This is a genomic window from SAR202 cluster bacterium (assembly GCA_016872355.1).
GTDB lineage: Bacteria > Chloroflexota > Dehalococcoidia > Lucifugimonadales > VGZY01 > VGZY01.
In genome coordinates, this window is sequence record VGZY01000058.1 from 1 (window position 1) to 18,814 (window position 18,814).

Sequence of the window (18,814 nt, forward strand, 5' to 3'; positions counted from 1 at the left end):
GCGCTGCCCATTGGCAGCAAGGCGGAGCACTGTCCAAAAAATCCGACGACAAAACGCTGAAAGAGCCAGAATCTCTATTGACTTCCAAGACAGTTGCTGAAGGGCCGTGTTCCCTGAGCCCAGCCCACCGGGCTGGGTAAAGAGACCAATTAACGAAACGCCCTGAAAGGGCGTGTTATCCAGGCCATGTCAACGTGTTCTCGGGGGCATCCTTCGGTGTGGACTTAACACGGCCCTTCAGGCCGTTCGGTGTGCCGGACCTTACCCAGCCCGTTGGGCTGGGCTCAGGGAACACGCTCCTTCAGGGCGTTAGGCCCAGGACAGCGGGCAAGGCAAGAACCAAATTCGGAGAATCGAATTAGTTGGAGCAGGTGTCCTACCGTGGTTGCCCTGGGGGGGGAGCGGCCCTGATGGCGAGGTCTCTCGATCCAACAGCCGCGCAGGCACGGGGACCTGCCCGTACGGAAACAAAAGCCAAACAGCCGGAGCCCTCACCCCTTCGCGTCCGCCGCGGCGGACGAATGGCCTCTCCCTCGGGGAGAGGAGGAAGGCAGTCCCCTCACCCATCCCGACAAAACACAGCGGGGGCCGCTCATCTGAGCGGCCCCCGCCTTTTTCGTCAGGTTTGTGCGGAAAGGGCTATTCGATCGAGAATGCGGCCTGGACGGTCATGCGGATCTCGAGCTGGCCCACGTTGATCGGGGTGCTGGCGCCGGACTCCATCGCCGCCTTGTAGTACGTGTCCTGCATGACGGGGCTTCCGCCGCCGGTCTCCGCGATGAAGATCAGGTCGCCGACGCCCACGCCCGTAAGGGTCGCGAAGTGCTCGGCCTTGGCCATGGCGACCTTGACGGCCTGCTCGCGGAGCTGCTTCACGAAGGGCTTGGTATCGTCTACCGTGAAGTTGATGCCGTTGATGCGCGTAACGTCTCCGCCGGCCTTCGAGACCTCGTCGATAATCGTGCCCGCGTTGTTGACATTGCGGACCTTAATCAGGGCCGAGTTGTTCACCGTGTACCCGACGAGGGTCTGTTTGTTGTACTGGTAGCCGTTCTCAATAACTATCGGGTACTCATAGCGCGGGTAGATGTTGAAGTACTGGGTCTGGATGTCCCGCTCGGCTATGCCGTTGGCCTTGAGGGCGTTGATGATGTTCGTCATCGCGGTCGCGGCCTTCTCGCGCGCCTCGGTTACCGTCAGGCCCATCGCCTCGACGCCCACGTTGATAAGCGCAAGGTCAGGCGTCATCTTGATGGTGCCTTCGCCGGTCACCCAGATGCCGGTCTGGTTGCTGCTGGATACCTGGTTTTGATTCACGCTCGTTGTTCCCGGCACGGGCGCCCCGATGCTGGATGGCGCTGCCGCCGTCGTGTTCGTGTTGGATGCCGCGTCGGTCTTCACCGTCGCCTCGCTGGTCGCGCAAGCGATTCCAGCCAGCGCAATGGCAGACATCCCGATGCCCGCCAGGATAGCCTTCATTTTGAACATACCCCTTCTCCTTTATACGTCGATGTCACATTGGTGTCCAGTGGACTAGGTCGAATGAACCGGTCACTGATAGAGACGACTGGCGACGTCGTTTTGTTCCATCGATTTTTGGGGAATTTGAAAGGGCCTCGAAATCGAGGCCCTTTTTGCGGTTACTGCTGCGGGGGTCGAGGCTACGCCTCTATCTCAACGATCATTTCGACTTCGACCGGGATATCGAAGGGCAGGCTGTTCATGCCCACGGCGGACCTGGCGTGGCGGCCCTTGTCGCCGAAGATCTCCACCATAAGGTCGGAGCAGCCGTTAATCACGGACGGGTGCTGGTTGAGCGAGTCGACAGAGTTGACCATGCCCAGCACCTTGACGACGCGCTTCACCTTGTCCAGCGTGCCCAGCTCGGCCTGCATCCTGGCGAGGAGGTTGATGCCGCAGAGTCGCGCTGCCTCGTACCCCTGCTCAACGGTAAGGTCCTTGCCGACTTTGCCCTTGGGCGCCGTGCCGTCCGCACGCTTGGCCGGTCCAACGCCGGACATGTAGAGCATGTTGCCGGTGCGGACGCACGGCACGTAGTTCGCGGACGGGCCCTGCGCGCTCGGCAGGGTGATGTTTAGCTGCTTTAGCCTGTCTTCAATCTTTCCCATTGCGGTCTCCTGATGGTTGATGCTTGCTCCGGTGGATTCTATCCCATTTGGCCGGCTTTGTGTACCTGAGTCCCAGCTAGGCAAATGCGAGCAGCCTCGCGGGAGTCTTGACGATGATCTGCTCAATCGCCTCGTCCGATATCCCCTTCTTCCGCATTCTCGGCACCATGTTCTCCAGGACGTAGCCGTAACCGTGCCCGCCGTACTTCACGAGGCGGTGCTTGGAGTAGATGTCGTGAGCAGTGACAACCCGTGTGCCGTGTCCCTTATCGACCAGCAGTTTGATGAAGCCGATGCGTTGCGCGTCGTTGAGCATATCGAAGTTCGCCAGCGTGTAGTTGGATACCTCAACGCCGAACAGATCATATTCGACTGTGCAGCCCATGTCCGCGAGCTCAAGTAGCGCTTTTGCGCTGGAGATCGTGCGGTCCATGTGGCTTATGATGACGCGCGGGACGTCCGCGCCGGATTCCTTGAGGATGCGAACGATCTCGTGGGGGGCGTACTCGTTTCGGCCGGGGTGGATCAGGACCGGCGCGCCGGTTGCCTGCTGGGCCTGCGCCGCGGCGATCACTACCTTGCGCTCGTTCGCCGTTAGAGGCCACGAGCAGCCTATCTCGCCGATGATGCCCGCCTTGATCCCCGTATCGCCGACTCCCTCCTGGACCTCTACCACTAGCTGCTTCGCCAGATCGTCGACCGACTTCGCAGTCATGTCCCTGGGGTGCACCATGTCTACATAGTAGCCCGCGCCCATGATCACGTTTATGCCGGCCATCCGGGAGATGCGCGCCAGCGCACGGGGGTCGCGGCCGATGCCGATGGTGGTGGCGTCGACGATCGTCTTGCCGCCGGCGCGCTTGAAGAGCAGCGCCTCGGCAACAGCGGTATTCTCGTCGTCCAGCATAAGGTTGTCCAGATTGCTGAACGGGTCGTAGCGTATACGGCCTAGTATCTCCATTGTTACCGGGAGTCTGGCGAATCGCTGCTCCGACGCCTCGGAAGGATGCTTGTGCATGCAAACGTAGTCGATGAGCAGGTGCTCGTGGGTGGAAGTGGGGCCGAGGTCCTCCGGCCGCACGGGTCCCAGCACAGTCTGGGCCATGCCGGAGATGACGGACTTGGGCAAAGCGTTCCTCCTGAGTGCGCGAGTGGGTGCGCGAATGGCGGATAGAGGATACATGAGGGGGTATGCCAATGCAAACCTAAGCCTAATACGAACCGCCGTTTTCTTTTGACTCCTCCGTGCAACCCGCGGAATTTCTGGGCCTGATAAGTTCAAGTTATAGGGGCTCTGGCCTAACCACGGCGGGGCCAGATTGTGTGATATCGGCGCAGCCGTAATGGAGTTGCAGATGTGGGGAGGAAGTGGATGGGCAAGTTAAAGCTGGTTGCGGTATTGGCGGCAGTGCTTTCGGTGTTTTTGGCGGCGACGGCGGCCTCGGCAGCTTCGAGCAGCGCGGTGAACCTGACGGCGCCAAGCTCAAGTGTTGTGTACGGCAAGAGCGTTGTCTTCACCGCAAAGCTGTACAAAGGTACGAGACTGATACAGGGAGGCACAATCCAGTTCAGGCTCGGGTCGTGCACCGGCCAGCAGTTGGGGCCTAACAAGACGACGAATGCATCAGGCATTGCTACTTACACCATGGACTCCACCGATTTCAACGTCGGCCTCTATACAATTGCGGCCTGTTACACAGGCAACTTGAATGACTATCTGCCGAGCAGCCGGACGCGCGATATCCGGATCGACAAAAAGACGCTGACGATCTCCGGGTACACAGCGAACGATAATGTGTACAACAGCGGGCGGTCGGCCACCGTGGTAGGGAGCCCGGTGCTCAACGGAATAGTCGGTGATGACGAGGTCGCTATTGTCGTTAACGGCCTGGTGGGCACATTTGACGATAAGAACGTTGGGGTAGACAAACCCGTGCACGTCAAGTACGGCGCCAACGGCCTTGTGCTCGGTGGCGCTCACCAGGGCAATTACAAGCTCGCGCCGCTGACCCTGTACGCCGACATCACCCCGCGGGCGCTGACCGTCACGGGACTTTCAGCGCAGGACAAGCCGTTCGACGGCAATACCGCTGCGGTAATAACCGGCACACCGGTCCTTTCCGGAATCACAGAAGAGGACTCCGGAGAGCGATACGGCAATGAGCCGACGGTCACCCTGTCGGGCACGCCTGTCGGCACATTCGAAAGCGCCAGTGTCGGCGATGGGAAGGCCGTTACAGTTTCCGGCCTGAGCATCGAAGGGCCGGACGCCGGCAACTACGATTTCTCGCTGCCGGTCCTTTTTGCGAATATTGAATTGCCGGTGCCCACAGCGTTTGTGACAGCGAACAACGCTGCCGCGGAGGGCAAGGCGGAGGCCGGCGACACCTTCACGGTCACGATGAATGAGAGCGCCATCGACCTGGGCAGGATCATAAGCGGGTGGACCGGCGCTGAGACGGCCGTTGTGCTGCGGTTCTTCAACAACAACGTCGCGTTTGGCGGGAACGACGGCATCGCGGTCTGCACGGGCAGCGGCATGCCCACATGTGTTGCTGGTGGGACCGGCTCTCAGAACATTCTTGGTACGGTGGACCTGGGCTCGACGGAGTACATAGTGACAAACAACGTGGACGCCCCAGGCACGCTGTCCTGGGACTCGAACACGCAGACGTTCACAGTAACGGTAGGCACTTGCACGTCCCAGTGCACGCGTTTCAGCACCGGCGGCAGCTCCACCGCCACGTTCAAGCCGATAAACGGCGCGACGCAGGCGGGGGGCCTCAGGGACACAGCCGGCAACGGCGCCACGCAGACGGTGAACGAAGTGGGCGTGCACTTCTAGGCCCATAGGCCGTTGAAACAAAGCGGAGGGCCGCTGCCTCTATCTGCAGCGGCCCTCCGCTATTCTCGTTTGTCGCGGCGGCTACTCGCTCCTGGCAATCCGGACAGGGTCTCCGACGGTTATCCTGCCTCCGCGCTCCACGAATGCCAGCATGCCGCGACGGCCGCGGATGGCCTCCTGAAGGCCGTCTTTAAGCTCGTCCATGCGCTCGCACGGCTCGCACTCCATGGTGATCTGGAGGACGGCCTGGTTTCCGAAGGCGATCCGGTCGCCGGGCCGCAGTGAATAGATATCGATGCCGGCGGTGGTTATTTGCTCCCTCACGTCGCCGGGCGCGAGCTCCAGGGCGGAGAGCGTCTCCTCGTCCATGACCAGCACGGAGCGGCGCTGCCGGTCCGCGCGGGCATGGCGGTCGCCTGCCGCGCCTTTGCCGGGGATCAGTGCGGCGACGTCTACAGGCTGCAGCGGCTTGCGGCTGCCTTTATTGAGCCACAGGGCGGACACGCGGCCTTCTGCTGGTTTCGACATGGGGACTGCTCACAATGGGTTTTGCATAAGGTACCTCCTAACGCCGCCTGGGGCAAGGGTGCGTGCTATACTCGCGGTACGAAAGCGCCAGGTCACCGAGGCGAAGAGATGCAGCACTATATTGTCGCCCCCGAAGTGGTGGGGAGGATGTCCCGAGCCGCAATGTCTTTGCTCGGCGTGCTGGGAGACGAGGAGAGGCGCGCGGCCACGTTCGAATTCGCGGACCAGGAACGGCTGAACTGGCACTTTGTCCCGCGCCCTCGGAAGGGGTTTCCGCGAAAACGGATGAGCGACAGGCAGGTTGCGGCGGCGGACGCGCTCATGGAGACGGGGCTTAGCCCGTCCGGCTACAGGAAAGCGAAGGCGATAATTGACCTGGAGGTCATCCTGCGCGAAGCCGAGACGATGGCGAACGAGCTGATCCACGACCGCGACCCGGGGCTGTACTACTACAGCATATTCGGCGATCCCGCCGGGCCGATGCCGTGGGGATGGCGGTTGGAGGGCCACCACGTTTCGCTCAACTACACGGTGTCCGGCGACAGGCTCTCCATTACGCCGGCATTCTTTGGAGCGAATCCCGCGGAGGTGCGCCACGGGGATCACAAGGGCATGCGGATACTGCGGGACGAGGAGGAGATTGCGAGAGGCCTGGCGCGGTCCCTATCCTCAGATCAGGCGGGTCGCGCGATCATAGCGGGCAAGGCGCCACGGGACATTGCGACGCGGGACAGGGCGAAGGTGGACATGGGCGCGCCGGTGGGCCTGCAGGTGGGTGCGATGACGGCTGGCCAGGCTGAGGCGGCGCTTCGACTGGTCAGGCTATATATCGAGAGGCATCCGGCAGTGGCCGGCGAACTGGTGTGGGCCGCGGTTGAGGCCGCCAGCACTGGGGATGTCCATTTCGCGTGGGCAGGCGGCCTGGAGCTGGGGCAAGGGCACTAATACCGGCTGCACGGCCCCCGCCTGTTCATCGAATACGACAACGTGTAGAACGGCGCGAACCACATCCACACCGTGGTGCGGGACACCATCGACGACTTTGGCGTGGACCTGCTGGCAGAGCACCACCGGTCAGGACACGCGCCGGCCTAGGCCTTCGCAGACAGCCGCGCGTCGATGGCTGTGCAGCCGTGGCCCTCGTCGAAAACGAGCAGCGGGTTGATCTCCATCTGGTCGATCTCAGGGAAGTCCTCCACCAGTGCGGAGAACCGTAGTAGGACCTCTTTCAGCTTCTCCACATCCCGCGGCTTGCTGCCGCGCCAACCTGTGAGCAGCGGCAGGCTCTTGAGCTGGCGCAGCATCCAGCGTGGGTCCTTGTCCTTGAGCGGGTGCAGCGAGAATGCCACGTCCTTCACCATCTCCACCTGCACGCCTCCCAGGCCGACCATCACGAGGGGTCCGAAGAGGGCGTCCTGGGTCATGCCCACGATCACCTCCTGGCCTCCGGGGACCATCGGCTGCAGGACAACACCCTCCATCTCACTCGCGCGGCCCATTGCGGTGAGGTTGTTCTCAATCTTCTCGTAGGCCTTTCTGACCTGTGCGGCGTCGGTAAGACCCAGGGCGATGCCTCCGACGTCAGTCTTGTGGACTACCGTGGACGAGCGCACCTTCATCGCGACGGGGTAACCGATCTCGGCGGCGGCGACGACCGCCTCGTCGGGCGAGAATGCGGCACGCGTTTCTACTGCGGGTACGCCGTACATCCGCAGCAAGGACATAACGAGCTCTAGCGGCAGCCAGCCCGTGTCTCCGTGCTTCTCAGCCCACGCATCGAACGCGGCGCGGGCCTGCTGCTTCTCGATGTCTACGAACTTGACGGAGCGGCCGTCCTCTTCCTCCTTGAACATCGTGTAGTTGTAGGCACGCGCGAGCGCCTGGACGGCGTTCTCCGGGAAGACGAAGCTGGGGATATAGCGGTCCGGGCCGACGCGGAGGTCAACTCGGGAGCCTTCGGACATCATGAAGCAGGCGACGACGGTCTTTGAGCTTTCGGCCTTCGATACGGCGTCCCGGACCGCGGCCGCAACCTCCTCGGGGTGTGTGACCAGGGGTGGGATGTAGATGCAAAGCACCGCGTCGATGTCCATATCCTTCATCAGCGTGGACAGCGTCTGGTTGTAGTGCTCCGGCGTGGCGGAGGCGAGCATATCCACGGGGTTGCTCACGCTTGCGGCGGATGGGAGGAACTTCCTGAGCTCTGCCTGGGTTTGCAGGGAGAGCGGTGTGACAGTCAGGCCCCACGTCTCGCAGGCGTCCGCGGCAAGAATGCCCGGGCCGCCGGCGTTGGTCACAATGGCGACACTCTTCCCCCTGGGGAGCGGTTGGTGGGCCAGCACCTGAGCTACGCCGAACATCTCCTCGATTGTATTCACCCGAATTACGCCGGCCTGGCGGAAGAGAGCGTCGACCGCGACATCCGTGGAGGCGAGCGCTCCGGTGTGGGAGCTTGCGGCACGGGCGCCTGCGGCCGTGCGGCCGCCTTTGACCACGATTATGGGCTTCTTCCGCGATATGCGCCGGGAGATACGGCTGAACTTGCGCGGGTTGCCGAAGGTCTCCAGGTACAGCAGGATGATCTCGGTATTTGGATCGTCCTCCCAGAATTCCAGCAGGTCGTTGGAGGAGACGTCCACCCTGTTGCCGACGGAGACGAAGTGAGCCATGCCCAGGTTGAGGGAGCGGGCATAGTCCAGCAGTGCCAGGCCAAGGGCGCCACTCTGCGAGCCCATGCTAACCTTGCCGCCCGGGGGGACTACGGGGGCGAAGGATGCGTTCATGGAGGCGTGCTGGTCGTTGTTCAGCACGCCAAGGCAGTTTGGCCCGATCATGCGGATGCCGTACGAGAGGATTTTCTCCTTCAGCTGCCTCTGGCGCTCCTTGCCTTCTTCCACTTCTCCGAAACCGGCGGAGATGACGATAGCACCCCGCACGCCCTTGGCGGCGCACTGGTCTATGGCGTCCAGCACCTGCGGCGCGGGCACGACGATCACCGCGAGGTCTATCTCTGCCGGCACGTCCTTGATGGTCGGGTAGGCCAGTACGCCTGCGACGGACCGGGATGTGGGGTTGACGGGAAACACCGCGCCGGTGAAGCCGCTCTTGAGCAGGTTTCGAAACAGGGCGCCGCCAACCTTACTGGGCTCCCTGGACGCGCCGATGACTGCGATGTTGCGGGGGTAGAGTATGCTCCGGATGCCGGCCGATCGGGCCACGTGCTCCCGGTAGGCGTGCCGGATCTCGTACTCCTCGCGGTGCATGATATCTATCGTTACGGTCGCGGTGCCCTCGGACTGGGTCTTAGACGTGCGGAAACCGCTCTTTTCGAAGACGTCTGTCATCGCTGAGTTTTCGACGAGGGTCTGCGCTACGAACTGCTCAATGCCGTAGATCACGGCAGCATTGGCCAGGGTTTCCAGCAGGGCAGTGCCGATGCCTCCGAGCTGAATCTGGTCCTCAACGACGAACGCCACCTCCGCACGCCGGGTCTTTGGGACCATGTCCCACCGTCCCACGGCGATGATCCGCTCCTTGTCCTCCTCGCCGATAGTCGCAACATATGCGAAGCGGTCCGGCGGCGTGACCTCGGTGTAGTACTTGAGCTCCTCTCCGCTGATGTAGTTCTTGGCGTACTGGAAGCGGAGGTAACGGGTGCGCGGGCTCAGCCGGTAAAACAGCTCCTCCATGCGCTTCTTATCGTCGGGGCGGATAGGCCTTAGCCGAATGCTTCGCCCATCTCGAAGAATCACCGCAGGGGTGGGCAGGTCATGGGGGAGCGGTTTGCTTCTGGGCATTTGTCTTCGTTCCGTGCTAATGCTTCAAGCTGTTTCCATTTGCAGTATACAACGTTGGTACTAAGTCTGGCGTCGGTCTGAATGACGTTTTGGGGGGCTTGCTTATGCATATGCTGGATGTACAATATGTCTATCGAACTGCCCTGGCACGGGTCCGGCATCTCCAGTTTTCAAGTTGGAGTCATGAGGCCGGCCGGCAGCCAGGGTGAAAAGCAAAAGGACCCGAGAACCTTCTCGGGCCCTGAATATGTTTTCTGACCGCTCCGGCTCTACGGATTATTAACAGCAGCGTATGCCGCAATGGTTGCGTTAGCGATCGCGGCGTGGCCGGCGTCGTTGGGGTTCCCATCGCCGATTGCGATATGGGTGAGGGAGAGGGCGTTTCCGTCGAAGATGGGAAATACGTCGACAATCGTGGCGCCGAATGCGCCGCCGATGCAGACTATCAAGTCGTTCAGGCCCACGTTGTACGGGTCCTGCTGGTTGGCCGCGCAGTCCACCGTGCCATCAAATCCGAGTAGAGAAAGGTCGCCGATAGGCTTGAGGGCGGCGAGCGGACCATCGAACGGGTTGTAGACGGTCTGGACCAGCAGGGTTTCTTTGCCCGGGTCCTTCGCCAAAGCGGACTGGAGCGTGGCGAGTGTTGCGATGTAGTTATTGGCGAACGATTCCAGCGCGGTGGCGAACGCGGCGGCGCACTCCTCGCTGCCGGGGTCCTCGGAGCACGGGCCGCCCGGCTGCAGGGGCACAAGCAAATCGTCGCCGCCTACCTGAAGGCTGACGGTAGTTACGTTGGTCTTGTTGTCATTGATAACCGCAAGCGCGGATGCAAGCTGACCGCTGAGGACGGAGCCGCTCGTCGCCCCCGGCTGCGCCAGGTTCACGAGGCTAACATCCGGCTTGCCGTCAAGGTATGCATGGAATAGCGCGGTGTTGCCCGTGGTCGCAGGGCTGGACGCGCCATCTCCAAACGTGATCGAGTCCCCAATGGCGACGTACGAAAAAACATCGTTCTTGCCCTGGCCCTGAGCCAGGGCCACTCCCGGGAGGAGCGTGCCGATCACGAGGGCCGCCAGACCCGCGAACAATGCCACCCGTTTCTTCATGACCTCTGCACCCCTTAAGAATAATATATTCAACTTATTGATTCTATGAGCATACCTACCCTGAATCAACGCCTGTTGTCAACGCCGTTGCGATGGCACGTGAGAGGAACCTGTCCACGTTGGACATCTGGGGCTTCAGGCGGCCTGCCTCAATGTCTCTAACGACTTCCACCATTGCTGCATTTGCCGGCGTCGGCACCCCGGCCTTGCGCCCGGCGGCAACGAGGAAGCCGTTCATCTGCTCTATTTCTGTCTTCCGCCCCTTTATTATGTCCTGGGCCATAGAGGAGCGCCATTCCGCTTTCTTGGGATCGGGGCGCAGGCTGGCGTCGCACTCCTCAAAGGCGTCCCCCTTGTCAGCGCGTGCCCACACATCCGCTTGCACGCCGTATACCGGCTCGACTCTATAGTTGAGTGCCTGCGCCACGAGGACCGTCTCGCGAACGATCTTAATGTACGCCATCCTCGCCCGTGTGTCGGCAGTCGTCTCCTGGGAGCCGCAACCGGTGATCGCAATCACAGTATTGGACGCTGCGTTCAGCGCCAGCTTCGCCCAGCGCTCGCCCCAAATATTCGTCGTTGTCTTAGCGCCGTCCACGCATTCGAGCATGCGCGCCAGATCTTCAACCCTTTGCGTGATGTGGCCGTGCTGCTCGCCCACGCGGAAGACCAGCTGCGGCCCGCCGCCTGCCTCAACGCGCCGCGTCACCACCCCCGGTTCCCAGAGCGCCACCGCGTACTTGCCTATCACGCATGGTATCTCGCGGTTGTGACCCACAATAGACGAGATCAGATCGTCATTCATGCAATTCTGCGCGGAAACGATGCACCCGTCCGGCCTCAGGAGGTCCTTCGCCAGGTGCGTCGCCCACTCGGTGTCATAAGACTTCACGGCCAGAAAAACGAAGTCGAACGGCTCCCTGAGCTGCCTGGCATCAGCCAGATGGACAGCCCGAACGGGTATTGTCTGGTCGCCGCGAAAGTCGATTATCCTGGCGCCGTGGCCGTTCAGCCGGTCCACGTGAGCGCCCCACATATCGATAAGGGTGGGAGCGTAACCGTGCTTGCTCAAATAGGCGCCGATGTAGGTTCCTACTGCGCCGGCGCCAAGGATGGCTATGCGATTCGACACGTCTGCACCTCGGGCGACCACGTTTACATAGGCGGCCGATTAAGATAATGTGCGCTGGAACGCTTTCGATTTCAGGGGCCGCCGGATATGACCTCTGCACCTTGGGACCCGGACCGTCCGCTTGACGCCGCACTTGCAAGCAGCGCGCTACGTGAGAACTTTGCCGACCTGCCGGTCCGCTCTGTTGCGCTTCTGGGGCAAGGTTGGGATTTCGATGCCTACCTGGTTAACGACTCGATGGTCTTCCGGTTCCCAAGGCGCCGGGAGTCGGAGAGCAAGCTCCTCTTTGAGATAGAATTCCTGGAGCAATTCGCCCCGCTCTCCCCGGTGCACGTGCCAGTTTACTCCCTTGAGGGCGCCCCGGGCCAGACCTTTCCGTACACATTCGCCTGTTACAGCATTGTCCAGGGACGGTCAGGAATGGAATCGACTCTGCCGGCCTCATCCATCGCGGCGGAAGGCCAGCGCATGGGGAGCTTTCTCAGCCTGTTGCATGGCCAGAGCATTGACAGGGCGCTCGCACTTGGAGTGGAGACTCTTGGGGAGGCGGATACTCCCGAAGGAGTCCGGGCTGCGAGCATCGACGACCTGGAGTGGCTCAAAGGCGTAATGCCTGCGGCGCTGTTCGACAGGGTCTCGGCCTACTTCGAAGACGTAACGAACATGCCTGAAGACTACACAGGCCCTTCGAGGCTCGTGCATCGCGACCTTGGCGCAGAGCACATAATCCTTTCCGAAGACCACCGTCGCATCGCCGGAGTCATAGACTGGAGCGATGTTTCTATCGGCGATCCAGCTATAGACTTCGCCGCGCTATGGGCGTGGCTGGGCGATGCCATTGTGGAAGCCGCGCTTGAGACATACGACCTGCCGGTCGATGCGGGGCTGGCCGGCCGTGTCAGGTATATCGGAACGCACATGGCCGTCGCGAATCTCTCTTACGGGTTCCACGCAGGCCGCGCGGAGTACATGAGCGCCGGCCTTGCCTGGCTGGGCAGGATATTCGAGGGCAGGCAGGCGAAAGAATGATGGGTCCCTTGAAGGACCGCAAGAAAGCAATCGACTCCTGGCTAGCAAAGTTGAACACGTTCAACCGCGAAGGTGTGTCGCTCGCTCCGCGACTGGCGGCTTTCCTCAACACGGACACACCGATAGATGACATGCTGCTTGAGCTGGACCGCCTGAGGGCCGAGACGAGGGCAGGACGGTTTGATCCGGCAAATGATATGCAGCGCGAGCTGGAGTTCAAGCGTTTTCACGACGAGCTGCGACACAGCTCCGGCAAGACCTTACCGTTTGAGGAAGTCTACGCTCTCTTCTCAAGCCTGGAATGGCTTCCGGACCTCCCCGCTGTAAGCGTTCAGCCTTCGCCCGAACATATGGCTTCGGCGAAGCGGGCCGCGTACGAGGCCGAAGGGCTGCTGGGCTTCCTCAGGCGGTTTCGGGCGTCTACCACGCGCCCGATCGTCGTCATAGGCAACGACAAGGCGCAGCTCGCGGGGGGAGGATACGGTCGCCATTGGGTTGTCGAGCCGCTGGAAGACATCCTTGTGCCGGACTTCAACGTAGCCTACAATCGCGTGCCATCTCACGCATCGATGCGCTTGACCACGCCGGCCGCCTTCGATAAGGGGTTTGTGCGCGTGATGGACGTGCGGGCGCCCCACGTCGTTATCGTGGATGGCGCTGCCCCTGGCAAGTCCGATGGCGTGGTCCGGTTCTCCAAGGCGATACGCGGGTACGCCAACTGGCTGGCTGCGTTCAACAAGTTACGGGGCGGCGGGGTGGAAGGCGGCTATCGTCAGAAGAGCCTGCTGCCGCCGGACCACTTGCGGGAGCTGGCGGGCTGGCACGAGTTTATGGCGGCGGTGGAGCAGATGCGACCGTGGGTGAGCCCCGGAGAGGCGTACGATGTGCGTCTCTGGTCTCCGCACCCGACTGAGCAGGCGCTGATGGGCGATGTACTTGCGCAATGGCCAACGGGAGATATTTCCGGGGACCAGCCACTCGTAGTGCTCGCCAACCCAATAGTTTACTTGCCGGAGAGGATGCCGCCCGGCAGCTTGCCTGAATACATGTATGTCACGAAGCCATATGCGCTGGACTCGGCAGACCGCGACCTCTTGAAGATGCTTGCGCCCGCAGGACTGGACTCGACAACGCGGTGGGGGGACGCAGACGACAATGCGGCTGGCCCGATAGGTTCTATAAATCCATGCCTGACAAAAATCGGGTTCGGGCGTTTTGGGATTGAAAGGCGAGTCTTTGGACCATCCATGGATACCTTCTTTTACAGCATCAAGGCAGAGATCAGAAGGTGTATACATGGGGTGGTACAATCAAAATAAGTAAAGTTAGATAAGCATTCTACCTGAGCTGAAGAGGTGTTAGATGGCTATCCGATTGCTGGTAGTGGATGACCACGCGCTTGTGCGTGCCGGGTTGATCAAACTCCTGGCTGCCAGCCGGGAGATTGAGGTTGTGGGAGAGGCACAGGACGGCTTCGAGGCCCTCACAAAGGCGCACGAGCTGATGCCGGACGCTATTCTAATGGGCCTCTTCCTACCGGGTATGAGCGGCGTGGAAGTGACGCGCCTTATCAAGCGAGATCTCCCGGACGTCCAGGTGATCATCCTCACAGCTTCCTCCGAAGAGGAGAACATCCTCGGGGCCATCCAGGCAGGGGCTCGCGGGTATATCGGCAAGAGCGCGGACGCGCCTGCGCTGCTGAAGCAGATCAAGCAGGTAGTGCAGGGCGGAGTGGGCATGTCCGACGATATCGCCGCCAAGCTGGTGGCGGGGCTCGGGAGGGGGTACTCTCCTCAGAGCCAGTCGGACTCGAACTCCGTTCCAACCACCAAGCGCGAGGACGAAGTACTGGCCCTGGTCTCGCGCGGCATGACCAACAAGGAGATTGCCCAGGAGCTCGTCGTCTCGGAGAACACGGTGCGCGCCCACGTCCGCAGCCTGATGCAGAAGCTGAACGTCGTCAACCGCACCCAGCTCGCCGTATACGGTATCCGCGAGGGCAATGCCATCGAGAGGCCCCGGGCAGGTGCAGACGGGCGGTACGCGCCTGAAGGGGACGCCAGGACTGCCGCCCGCAGAGCGGCGTCCATGTCCACCCAGTAGGTCGGTTTACCCGCGGGGAGTTATTCTCTCCACGTTCAGCCCAACAGGCCGCTCGAACTCCTTGTAGCGCGTCTGAATCTCCACGCCATTTAATGACCGCGTGAACGCAGCGCGTGGCGAGAACTTCTTGCACTCGATCTCCAGCAAGTTCTCGCCGCGCTTCAACAGGTCAACCGGCACCTTGTATCGGAACCAGTGCGCCGCCATCCCGGCAGGCGCGTTGAGCTTGCCGCGGTACCATCCCGGCAGCGCAGGCATATGCAGCGCCCTCTCATCCGTTATCTCCGCATCGCCCCTCTTCAGCACTTGGCCGTTCAACCGCATCTCGATGTCGTCCTCGATGCAGAAGTCCGAAAACCGGACAGTCAGGATGGCAGGCCGCAGCTCGCCGTACGCCATCGCGGCGCCGAGGTCGTCCGACACAAGCACCTTCACGGATGTCGTTTGCCCCTCCTTGAGCGGCGCGGGGACCTGCCGCTTCGGAGGCGCGGCGTTCTGCTCGGCGGTCTCGCCGGGCTGGAGGAGGTAACGCTTGTTGCGGCGTACCGTTGTCTCCAGAAAGGCCATCTCCCTCAGTAGCTCGTATTCGCTGTCTCCCAGCGGCCACGGTAGATAGCCAAGGTACATACCGGTGAACCCATGCCAGTTCAGCGTCTGGTTAAGCGCGCGGTACATCTCTATGCTCGGCGCGAGTGTCCGGTCGTCGTAGACGTAACGCGGCGGCCTGATGTATGATGCCGCTCCTGCGGCGTTGGCTGCATCTGCAAGCCACCGGCCCTCGGTCAGGTCCGTGTCCATGAGGAAGTACGAGACCTGCCCAACGGCGGCGTCGATGCTCTTGTTCTTGAGCCAGCTTTCCACGTCCAGGCCGAGCCTCAGGTTGTCGTCCCTGCGATGGAACACCCGGGCCGTAACGGGAATCCGGCGGCCCTGCGCCTTGCCGATCTCGTCCGCCGCGCGGCGAATTGAGGCAACGTAGTACGTCATTATCGCCGTGCCCTTTTCCACCTCACACGGTCGGAAGTACACCGGGTAGAACATGAAGTCCAGTTCAATGCCGTCAGTCCTGTAGTCCTCCAGCATCTCGCGCACCAGGGCCATCTTCTCGGCGCGCACGATCGGATTGGTGTAGTCGAGGGCCCATCGCTCGCGGTTCTCTTCGGGGCCGCCAAGGCACACGTCCAGGCCGTGCTTCCATTTAAGCCACCCGCACCGCTCCCCCGGCGGCTTTGCAGTGTCCTGCATCTTCAGACTGGGAAGCATGCCGATTTTCTTTTCGCGGGCCCTGTCTCGAACAACCTTCACCTGGTCTGTGCCCAGCCTGTGCGCCTCCTCCACCATGCGCATGATGCGCCAGTCGATGAAATTCTCCCAGACCTGCTTTTCCTGCCCAACTACTCTCCCCACCTTGCTCTGGTGGAAGTAGACGTCCCCGTAGCCCAGGCCGAGCACCAGCAGGTCCACGCCGGTGCCCAGTAGCTCGTCCACCGGCTGCTGCAGCTTGTGGATTGTCGCGGGCGGCTCTATCCGCTTGGCATGGAAGTGATGGGCGTCGTTGTAGTACATCAGCCGTGGGCGGAACATAGGACCCTCCAGAGCGAATAGTGAATTTAGAATAGTGAATAGTGAATTGAAGAAGGAGAGAAACCGGATTCCAGATTTCAACCGGAATGTTATCACCTGTCGAACAGTTTCGCGACGGTGTATCCTTTATCCTCAGCATTTGAGTGGGCCAGGAGATAACATGATCAGTCGTGATGAGGTGCGCCGCGCGCTTACCGGTCCGGTGGCGTCCATTCACGTGATGTTTACCCGAGATGGAGAGATCGATTACAGGGGGTTGAAGGACCAGATAGACTTCGTCGTTGAAAACGGCAGCGGGTCTGTGATCTTGACGTGGGGCGACAGCCTCTTCACTGTCCTCACCGACAGCGAGGTCGGCGAGGTGACGAAGAAGGTCTCCGAGTTTACGGCCGGCCGGGCGATGGTTGTTGCGTCATGCCGAAGCTGGTGGACCGGGAAGACGCTGGAGTTCACCCGCCACGCCAGGGACGTTGGGGCGGATATCATCATGCTCCGCCCTCCGGACTGGGCGGACTCCGCCACCGTCGAGACGATGGTGGACCATTACGCTGTGGTCGCGAGGGAGATGCCCGTGATGGTGCTGGCGCTGGCGTTCGGGCGCTCCACCACGTTCGCCCTGAAGGTCATTGAGCGTATCTACGACAGCGTGGACGGAGTCATGGCCGTCAAGGACGATATCTGCGGCGAGTTCGGCCGCAAGATGGCGGCTATGATGTACGACAACTGGGCGGTGTACGCGGGCGGCCAGAAGCAGAACCACCTGAACCTCGTCCCGTTCGGTGTGGACGGCTTCATGTCCACGTTCATCAAGTTTAAGCCGTCCGTCGCGCACGAGTACTGGAAGGCCGTCCAGGAGAAGAACATGGACCGGGCCGGCGCGGTAATCCGCGACCACGAGATGCCCTTCTTCGACTACATAGTCGGCCTGGAGGGAGGCTTCGCCGCCGGTCTGTACGCGGCCCTGGAGCTGCGTGGCATCGGCCGGCGCTGGCGGAGGAAGCCGTACTACGATCTAAGCGATGCGGAGCTGGAGCAGATGCGATCATTGATGACATCAAAGGGGCGGCTGTGAAGATACTGGTCAGCTGCGATAGTGAGGGTGAGGCGTGCCTTACCGGGGAGAAAGACCCGGTGACAGTTTACGGGACATGGCAAGCAGGTTGGATTCGTCGTCAGGCCACAGCAGAAATAGCTGCAGCGGTTGAGGCGGCGAAGGAAGCCGGCGCCGACGAGATCCTTGTGCACGATGGCGGTTACATCCGTGGCGCTACTCCGCCAATATTCGTACTGCAGTACGAATACCTGCCACAAGGAATCCAAATTGCCATGGGTGGGGTGCCATTCAACAGTGTTCTGGACCGCAGTTTTGACGGTGCCTTAATGATTGGTCGCCATGCTATGGCGGGAGTGGTGGACGGTGTGATGGCGCACACTTACAGCGCTGCTGATATCCAGGACATGTGGCTGAACGGGAGGCGAATCGGCGAGATTGGCATCAACGCAATTCAACTGGGCCGCTATGGCATACCAATCATCATGCTCTCTGCGGACGAGGCCGGATGCCGCGAGGCCCTCGAGTGGCTGGGCGACGTTGAGCTTGCGCCGGTAAAGCGAGGTTTTTCGCGCCATTCCGCGGTCTCAATGCAACCCGACGATGCATGCGATCTGATCAGGGCGAAAGTGAAGGCCGCGATGTCGCGAATACGAGACTTCAAACCGTATGTCCTTCCTCCCCCTTACGAGCTTCGAGTGGACTGCTATACGGAAGAGATGGCGCGGTTTCGGGCACAGAGACCGGGTGCAACACTGGTCGGGCCGCGGAGCTTTCTTATCAGGACAGACAACCCCGCGGACTTTACAAGGCAGCAGACAGCGACGTGAAATAAGTGGCACGTCGCCATCAGAATCTGAGGAGGCACCCCTTTGTCCGATTCCATTGAGGTCTCTACGGTCCTGCCCGCAACGCCTCAGCAGGTGTACGACGCCTGGCTCGGCGGCCGCCGGCACTCTAAGATGACCGGCGGCAGGGCGACCGGCAGCAAGGTGATCGGCGGGCGGTTCACCGCGTGGGATGGGTACGTAACCGGCAACAACCTGGAGCTTGAGCCGGGGAAGAGAATCGTGCAGTCCTGGCGGACAGCTGAATTCCCGGACGGCGCGCCGGACTCCCGGCTGGAGATCGTTCTGGCGCCTGCTCGCGGAGGGACTAGGCTCACTCTCCGCAACACGGAGCTGCCGCACGGCGACGGGCCGAAGTACAGGGACGGCTGGACGGAGCACTACTTCGCGCCGATGAAGTAGTACTTTGCCGGGATAAAGAAGGCCGGAGGCGTCTAGTTGGCCGATGTCAAGGGGCAGTGAATCTGTCAGTGTTTAGGGTGCAGTGATTTTGTCAGTACGGTTCGTCTCCATGGGTGGTCTGCAGCCGGCTTATGGGCGGTGGACTTAGCCGGATAGGGACTGAGTCCTCTCGCCCGAGGTTTCGGTTGAATTCCGGTGGGAGACTCCTGCGCTTCGGGTTTTGGCTGCTCACCGAGTGAAGATTGGGGATGAGAAAGGTC

The 18,814-nt window shown here is 61.4% G+C and carries 16 protein-coding genes; 8 read left to right on the forward strand and 8 right to left on the reverse strand.

What is annotated here, in order from left to right; all coding sequences use genetic code 11:
* Positions 1-639: 639 nt before the first annotated feature.
* The 3 genes from FJ319_11280 to FJ319_11290 all read right to left on the reverse strand — a co-directional run bounded on the left by FJ319_11280 (position 640) and on the right by FJ319_11290 (position 3,312).
* On the reverse strand, positions 640-1,488 hold the full coding sequence (locus FJ319_11280; protein ID MBM3934861.1) for a DUF541 domain-containing protein: 849 nt from the start codon (positions 1,486-1,488) through the stop codon (positions 640-642).
* A 173-nt stretch (positions 1,489-1,661) separates the two neighbouring features.
* Positions 1,662-2,129, reverse strand: coding sequence for a RidA family protein (locus tag FJ319_11285; GenBank protein MBM3934862.1), 468 nt, complete (start codon positions 2,127-2,129; stop codon positions 1,662-1,664).
* A 76-nt stretch (positions 2,130-2,205) separates the two neighbouring features.
* Entirely contained in the window at positions 2,206-3,312 is a 1,107-nt protein-coding gene (locus FJ319_11290) for an aryldialkylphosphatase (protein ID MBM3934863.1), read from the reverse strand.
* Positions 3,313-3,501: 189 nt separating this feature from the next.
* Between FJ319_11290 and FJ319_11295 the strand changes: the two genes are divergently transcribed.
* Positions 3,502-4,974: an Ig-like domain repeat protein gene (locus tag FJ319_11295; protein MBM3934864.1), complete on the forward strand. Its 1,473-nt coding sequence runs from the start codon at positions 3,502-3,504 to the stop codon at positions 4,972-4,974.
* An 81-nt stretch (positions 4,975-5,055) separates the two neighbouring features.
* Here the strand turns inward: FJ319_11295 and FJ319_11300 are convergent, their stop codons facing one another.
* Entirely contained in the window at positions 5,056-5,502 is a 447-nt protein-coding gene (locus tag FJ319_11300; GenBank protein ID MBM3934865.1) for an MOSC domain-containing protein, read from the reverse strand.
* Here FJ319_11300 and FJ319_11305 point away from each other — a divergent pair.
* The gene (locus FJ319_11305; GenBank protein ID MBM3934866.1) at positions 5,380-6,447 is read left to right on the forward strand and encodes a DUF3500 domain-containing protein; all 1,068 of its coding nucleotides are present in this window, start codon (positions 5,380-5,382) and stop codon (positions 6,445-6,447) included. The two genes, FJ319_11300 and FJ319_11305, sit on opposite strands and share 123 nt — an antisense overlap.
* Before the next feature lie 146 nt (positions 6,448-6,593).
* Here the strand turns inward: FJ319_11305 and FJ319_11310 are convergent, their stop codons facing one another.
* The 3 genes from FJ319_11310 to FJ319_11320 all read right to left on the reverse strand — a co-directional run bounded on the left by FJ319_11310 (position 6,594) and on the right by FJ319_11320 (position 11,558).
* Complete coding sequence (locus FJ319_11310) at positions 6,594-9,299, reverse strand: GNAT family N-acetyltransferase (GenBank protein ID MBM3934867.1); 2,706 nt, start codon at positions 9,297-9,299, stop codon at positions 6,594-6,596.
* Positions 9,300-9,568: 269 nt separating this feature from the next.
* Positions 9,569-10,405, reverse strand: coding sequence for an SGNH/GDSL hydrolase family protein (locus FJ319_11315; protein MBM3934868.1), 837 nt, complete (start codon positions 10,403-10,405; stop codon positions 9,569-9,571).
* Positions 10,406-10,460: 55 nt separating this feature from the next.
* Entirely contained in the window at positions 10,461-11,558 is a 1,098-nt protein-coding gene (locus FJ319_11320; GenBank protein MBM3934869.1) for a 2-dehydropantoate 2-reductase, read from the reverse strand.
* A gap of 66 nt (positions 11,559-11,624) precedes the next feature.
* Here FJ319_11320 and FJ319_11325 point away from each other — a divergent pair, with 66 nt between their 5' ends.
* The 3 genes from FJ319_11325 to FJ319_11335 are packed head-to-tail and all read left to right on the forward strand — an operon-like array spanning position 11,625 to position 14,669.
* Positions 11,625-12,566 carry a hypothetical protein gene (locus tag FJ319_11325; GenBank protein MBM3934870.1) on the forward strand — a complete coding sequence of 314 codons (942 nt, stop codon included), beginning with the start codon at positions 11,625-11,627 and terminating at the stop codon, positions 12,564-12,566.
* A complete protein-coding gene (locus FJ319_11330) occupies positions 12,563-13,885 on the forward strand; it encodes a hypothetical protein (GenBank protein ID MBM3934871.1) in 1,323 nt (440 codons plus the stop codon). Before FJ319_11325 ends, FJ319_11330 begins: the two co-directional genes overlap by 4 nt.
* 43 nt (positions 13,886-13,928) lie before the next feature.
* A complete protein-coding gene (locus FJ319_11335) occupies positions 13,929-14,669 on the forward strand; it encodes a response regulator transcription factor (protein MBM3934872.1) in 741 nt (246 codons plus the stop codon).
* Between the two features lie 6 nt (positions 14,670-14,675).
* Here FJ319_11335 and FJ319_11340 read toward each other — a convergent pair whose 3' ends face one another.
* Entirely contained in the window at positions 14,676-16,253 is a 1,578-nt protein-coding gene (locus FJ319_11340) for a hypothetical protein (protein MBM3934873.1), read from the reverse strand.
* 160 nt (positions 16,254-16,413) lie between these two features.
* Between FJ319_11340 and FJ319_11345 the strand changes: the two genes are divergently transcribed.
* Genes FJ319_11345 through FJ319_11355 form a run of 3 tightly spaced genes read left to right on the forward strand, consistent with a single transcriptional unit; the run spans position 16,414 to position 18,554 of the window.
* Positions 16,414-17,325: a dihydrodipicolinate synthase family protein gene (locus FJ319_11345; GenBank protein ID MBM3934874.1), complete on the forward strand. Its 912-nt coding sequence runs from the start codon at positions 16,414-16,416 to the stop codon at positions 17,323-17,325.
* Positions 17,241-18,134 (forward strand): hypothetical protein, encoded by an 894-nt coding sequence (locus FJ319_11350; GenBank protein ID MBM3934875.1) that lies wholly within the window; start codon positions 17,241-17,243, stop codon positions 18,132-18,134. Before FJ319_11345 ends, FJ319_11350 begins: the two co-directional genes overlap by 85 nt.
* Before the next feature lie 42 nt (positions 18,135-18,176).
* Positions 18,177-18,554, forward strand: coding sequence for a hypothetical protein (locus tag FJ319_11355; GenBank protein ID MBM3934876.1), 378 nt, complete (start codon positions 18,177-18,179; stop codon positions 18,552-18,554).
* Positions 18,555-18,814: the final 260 nt, after the last annotated feature.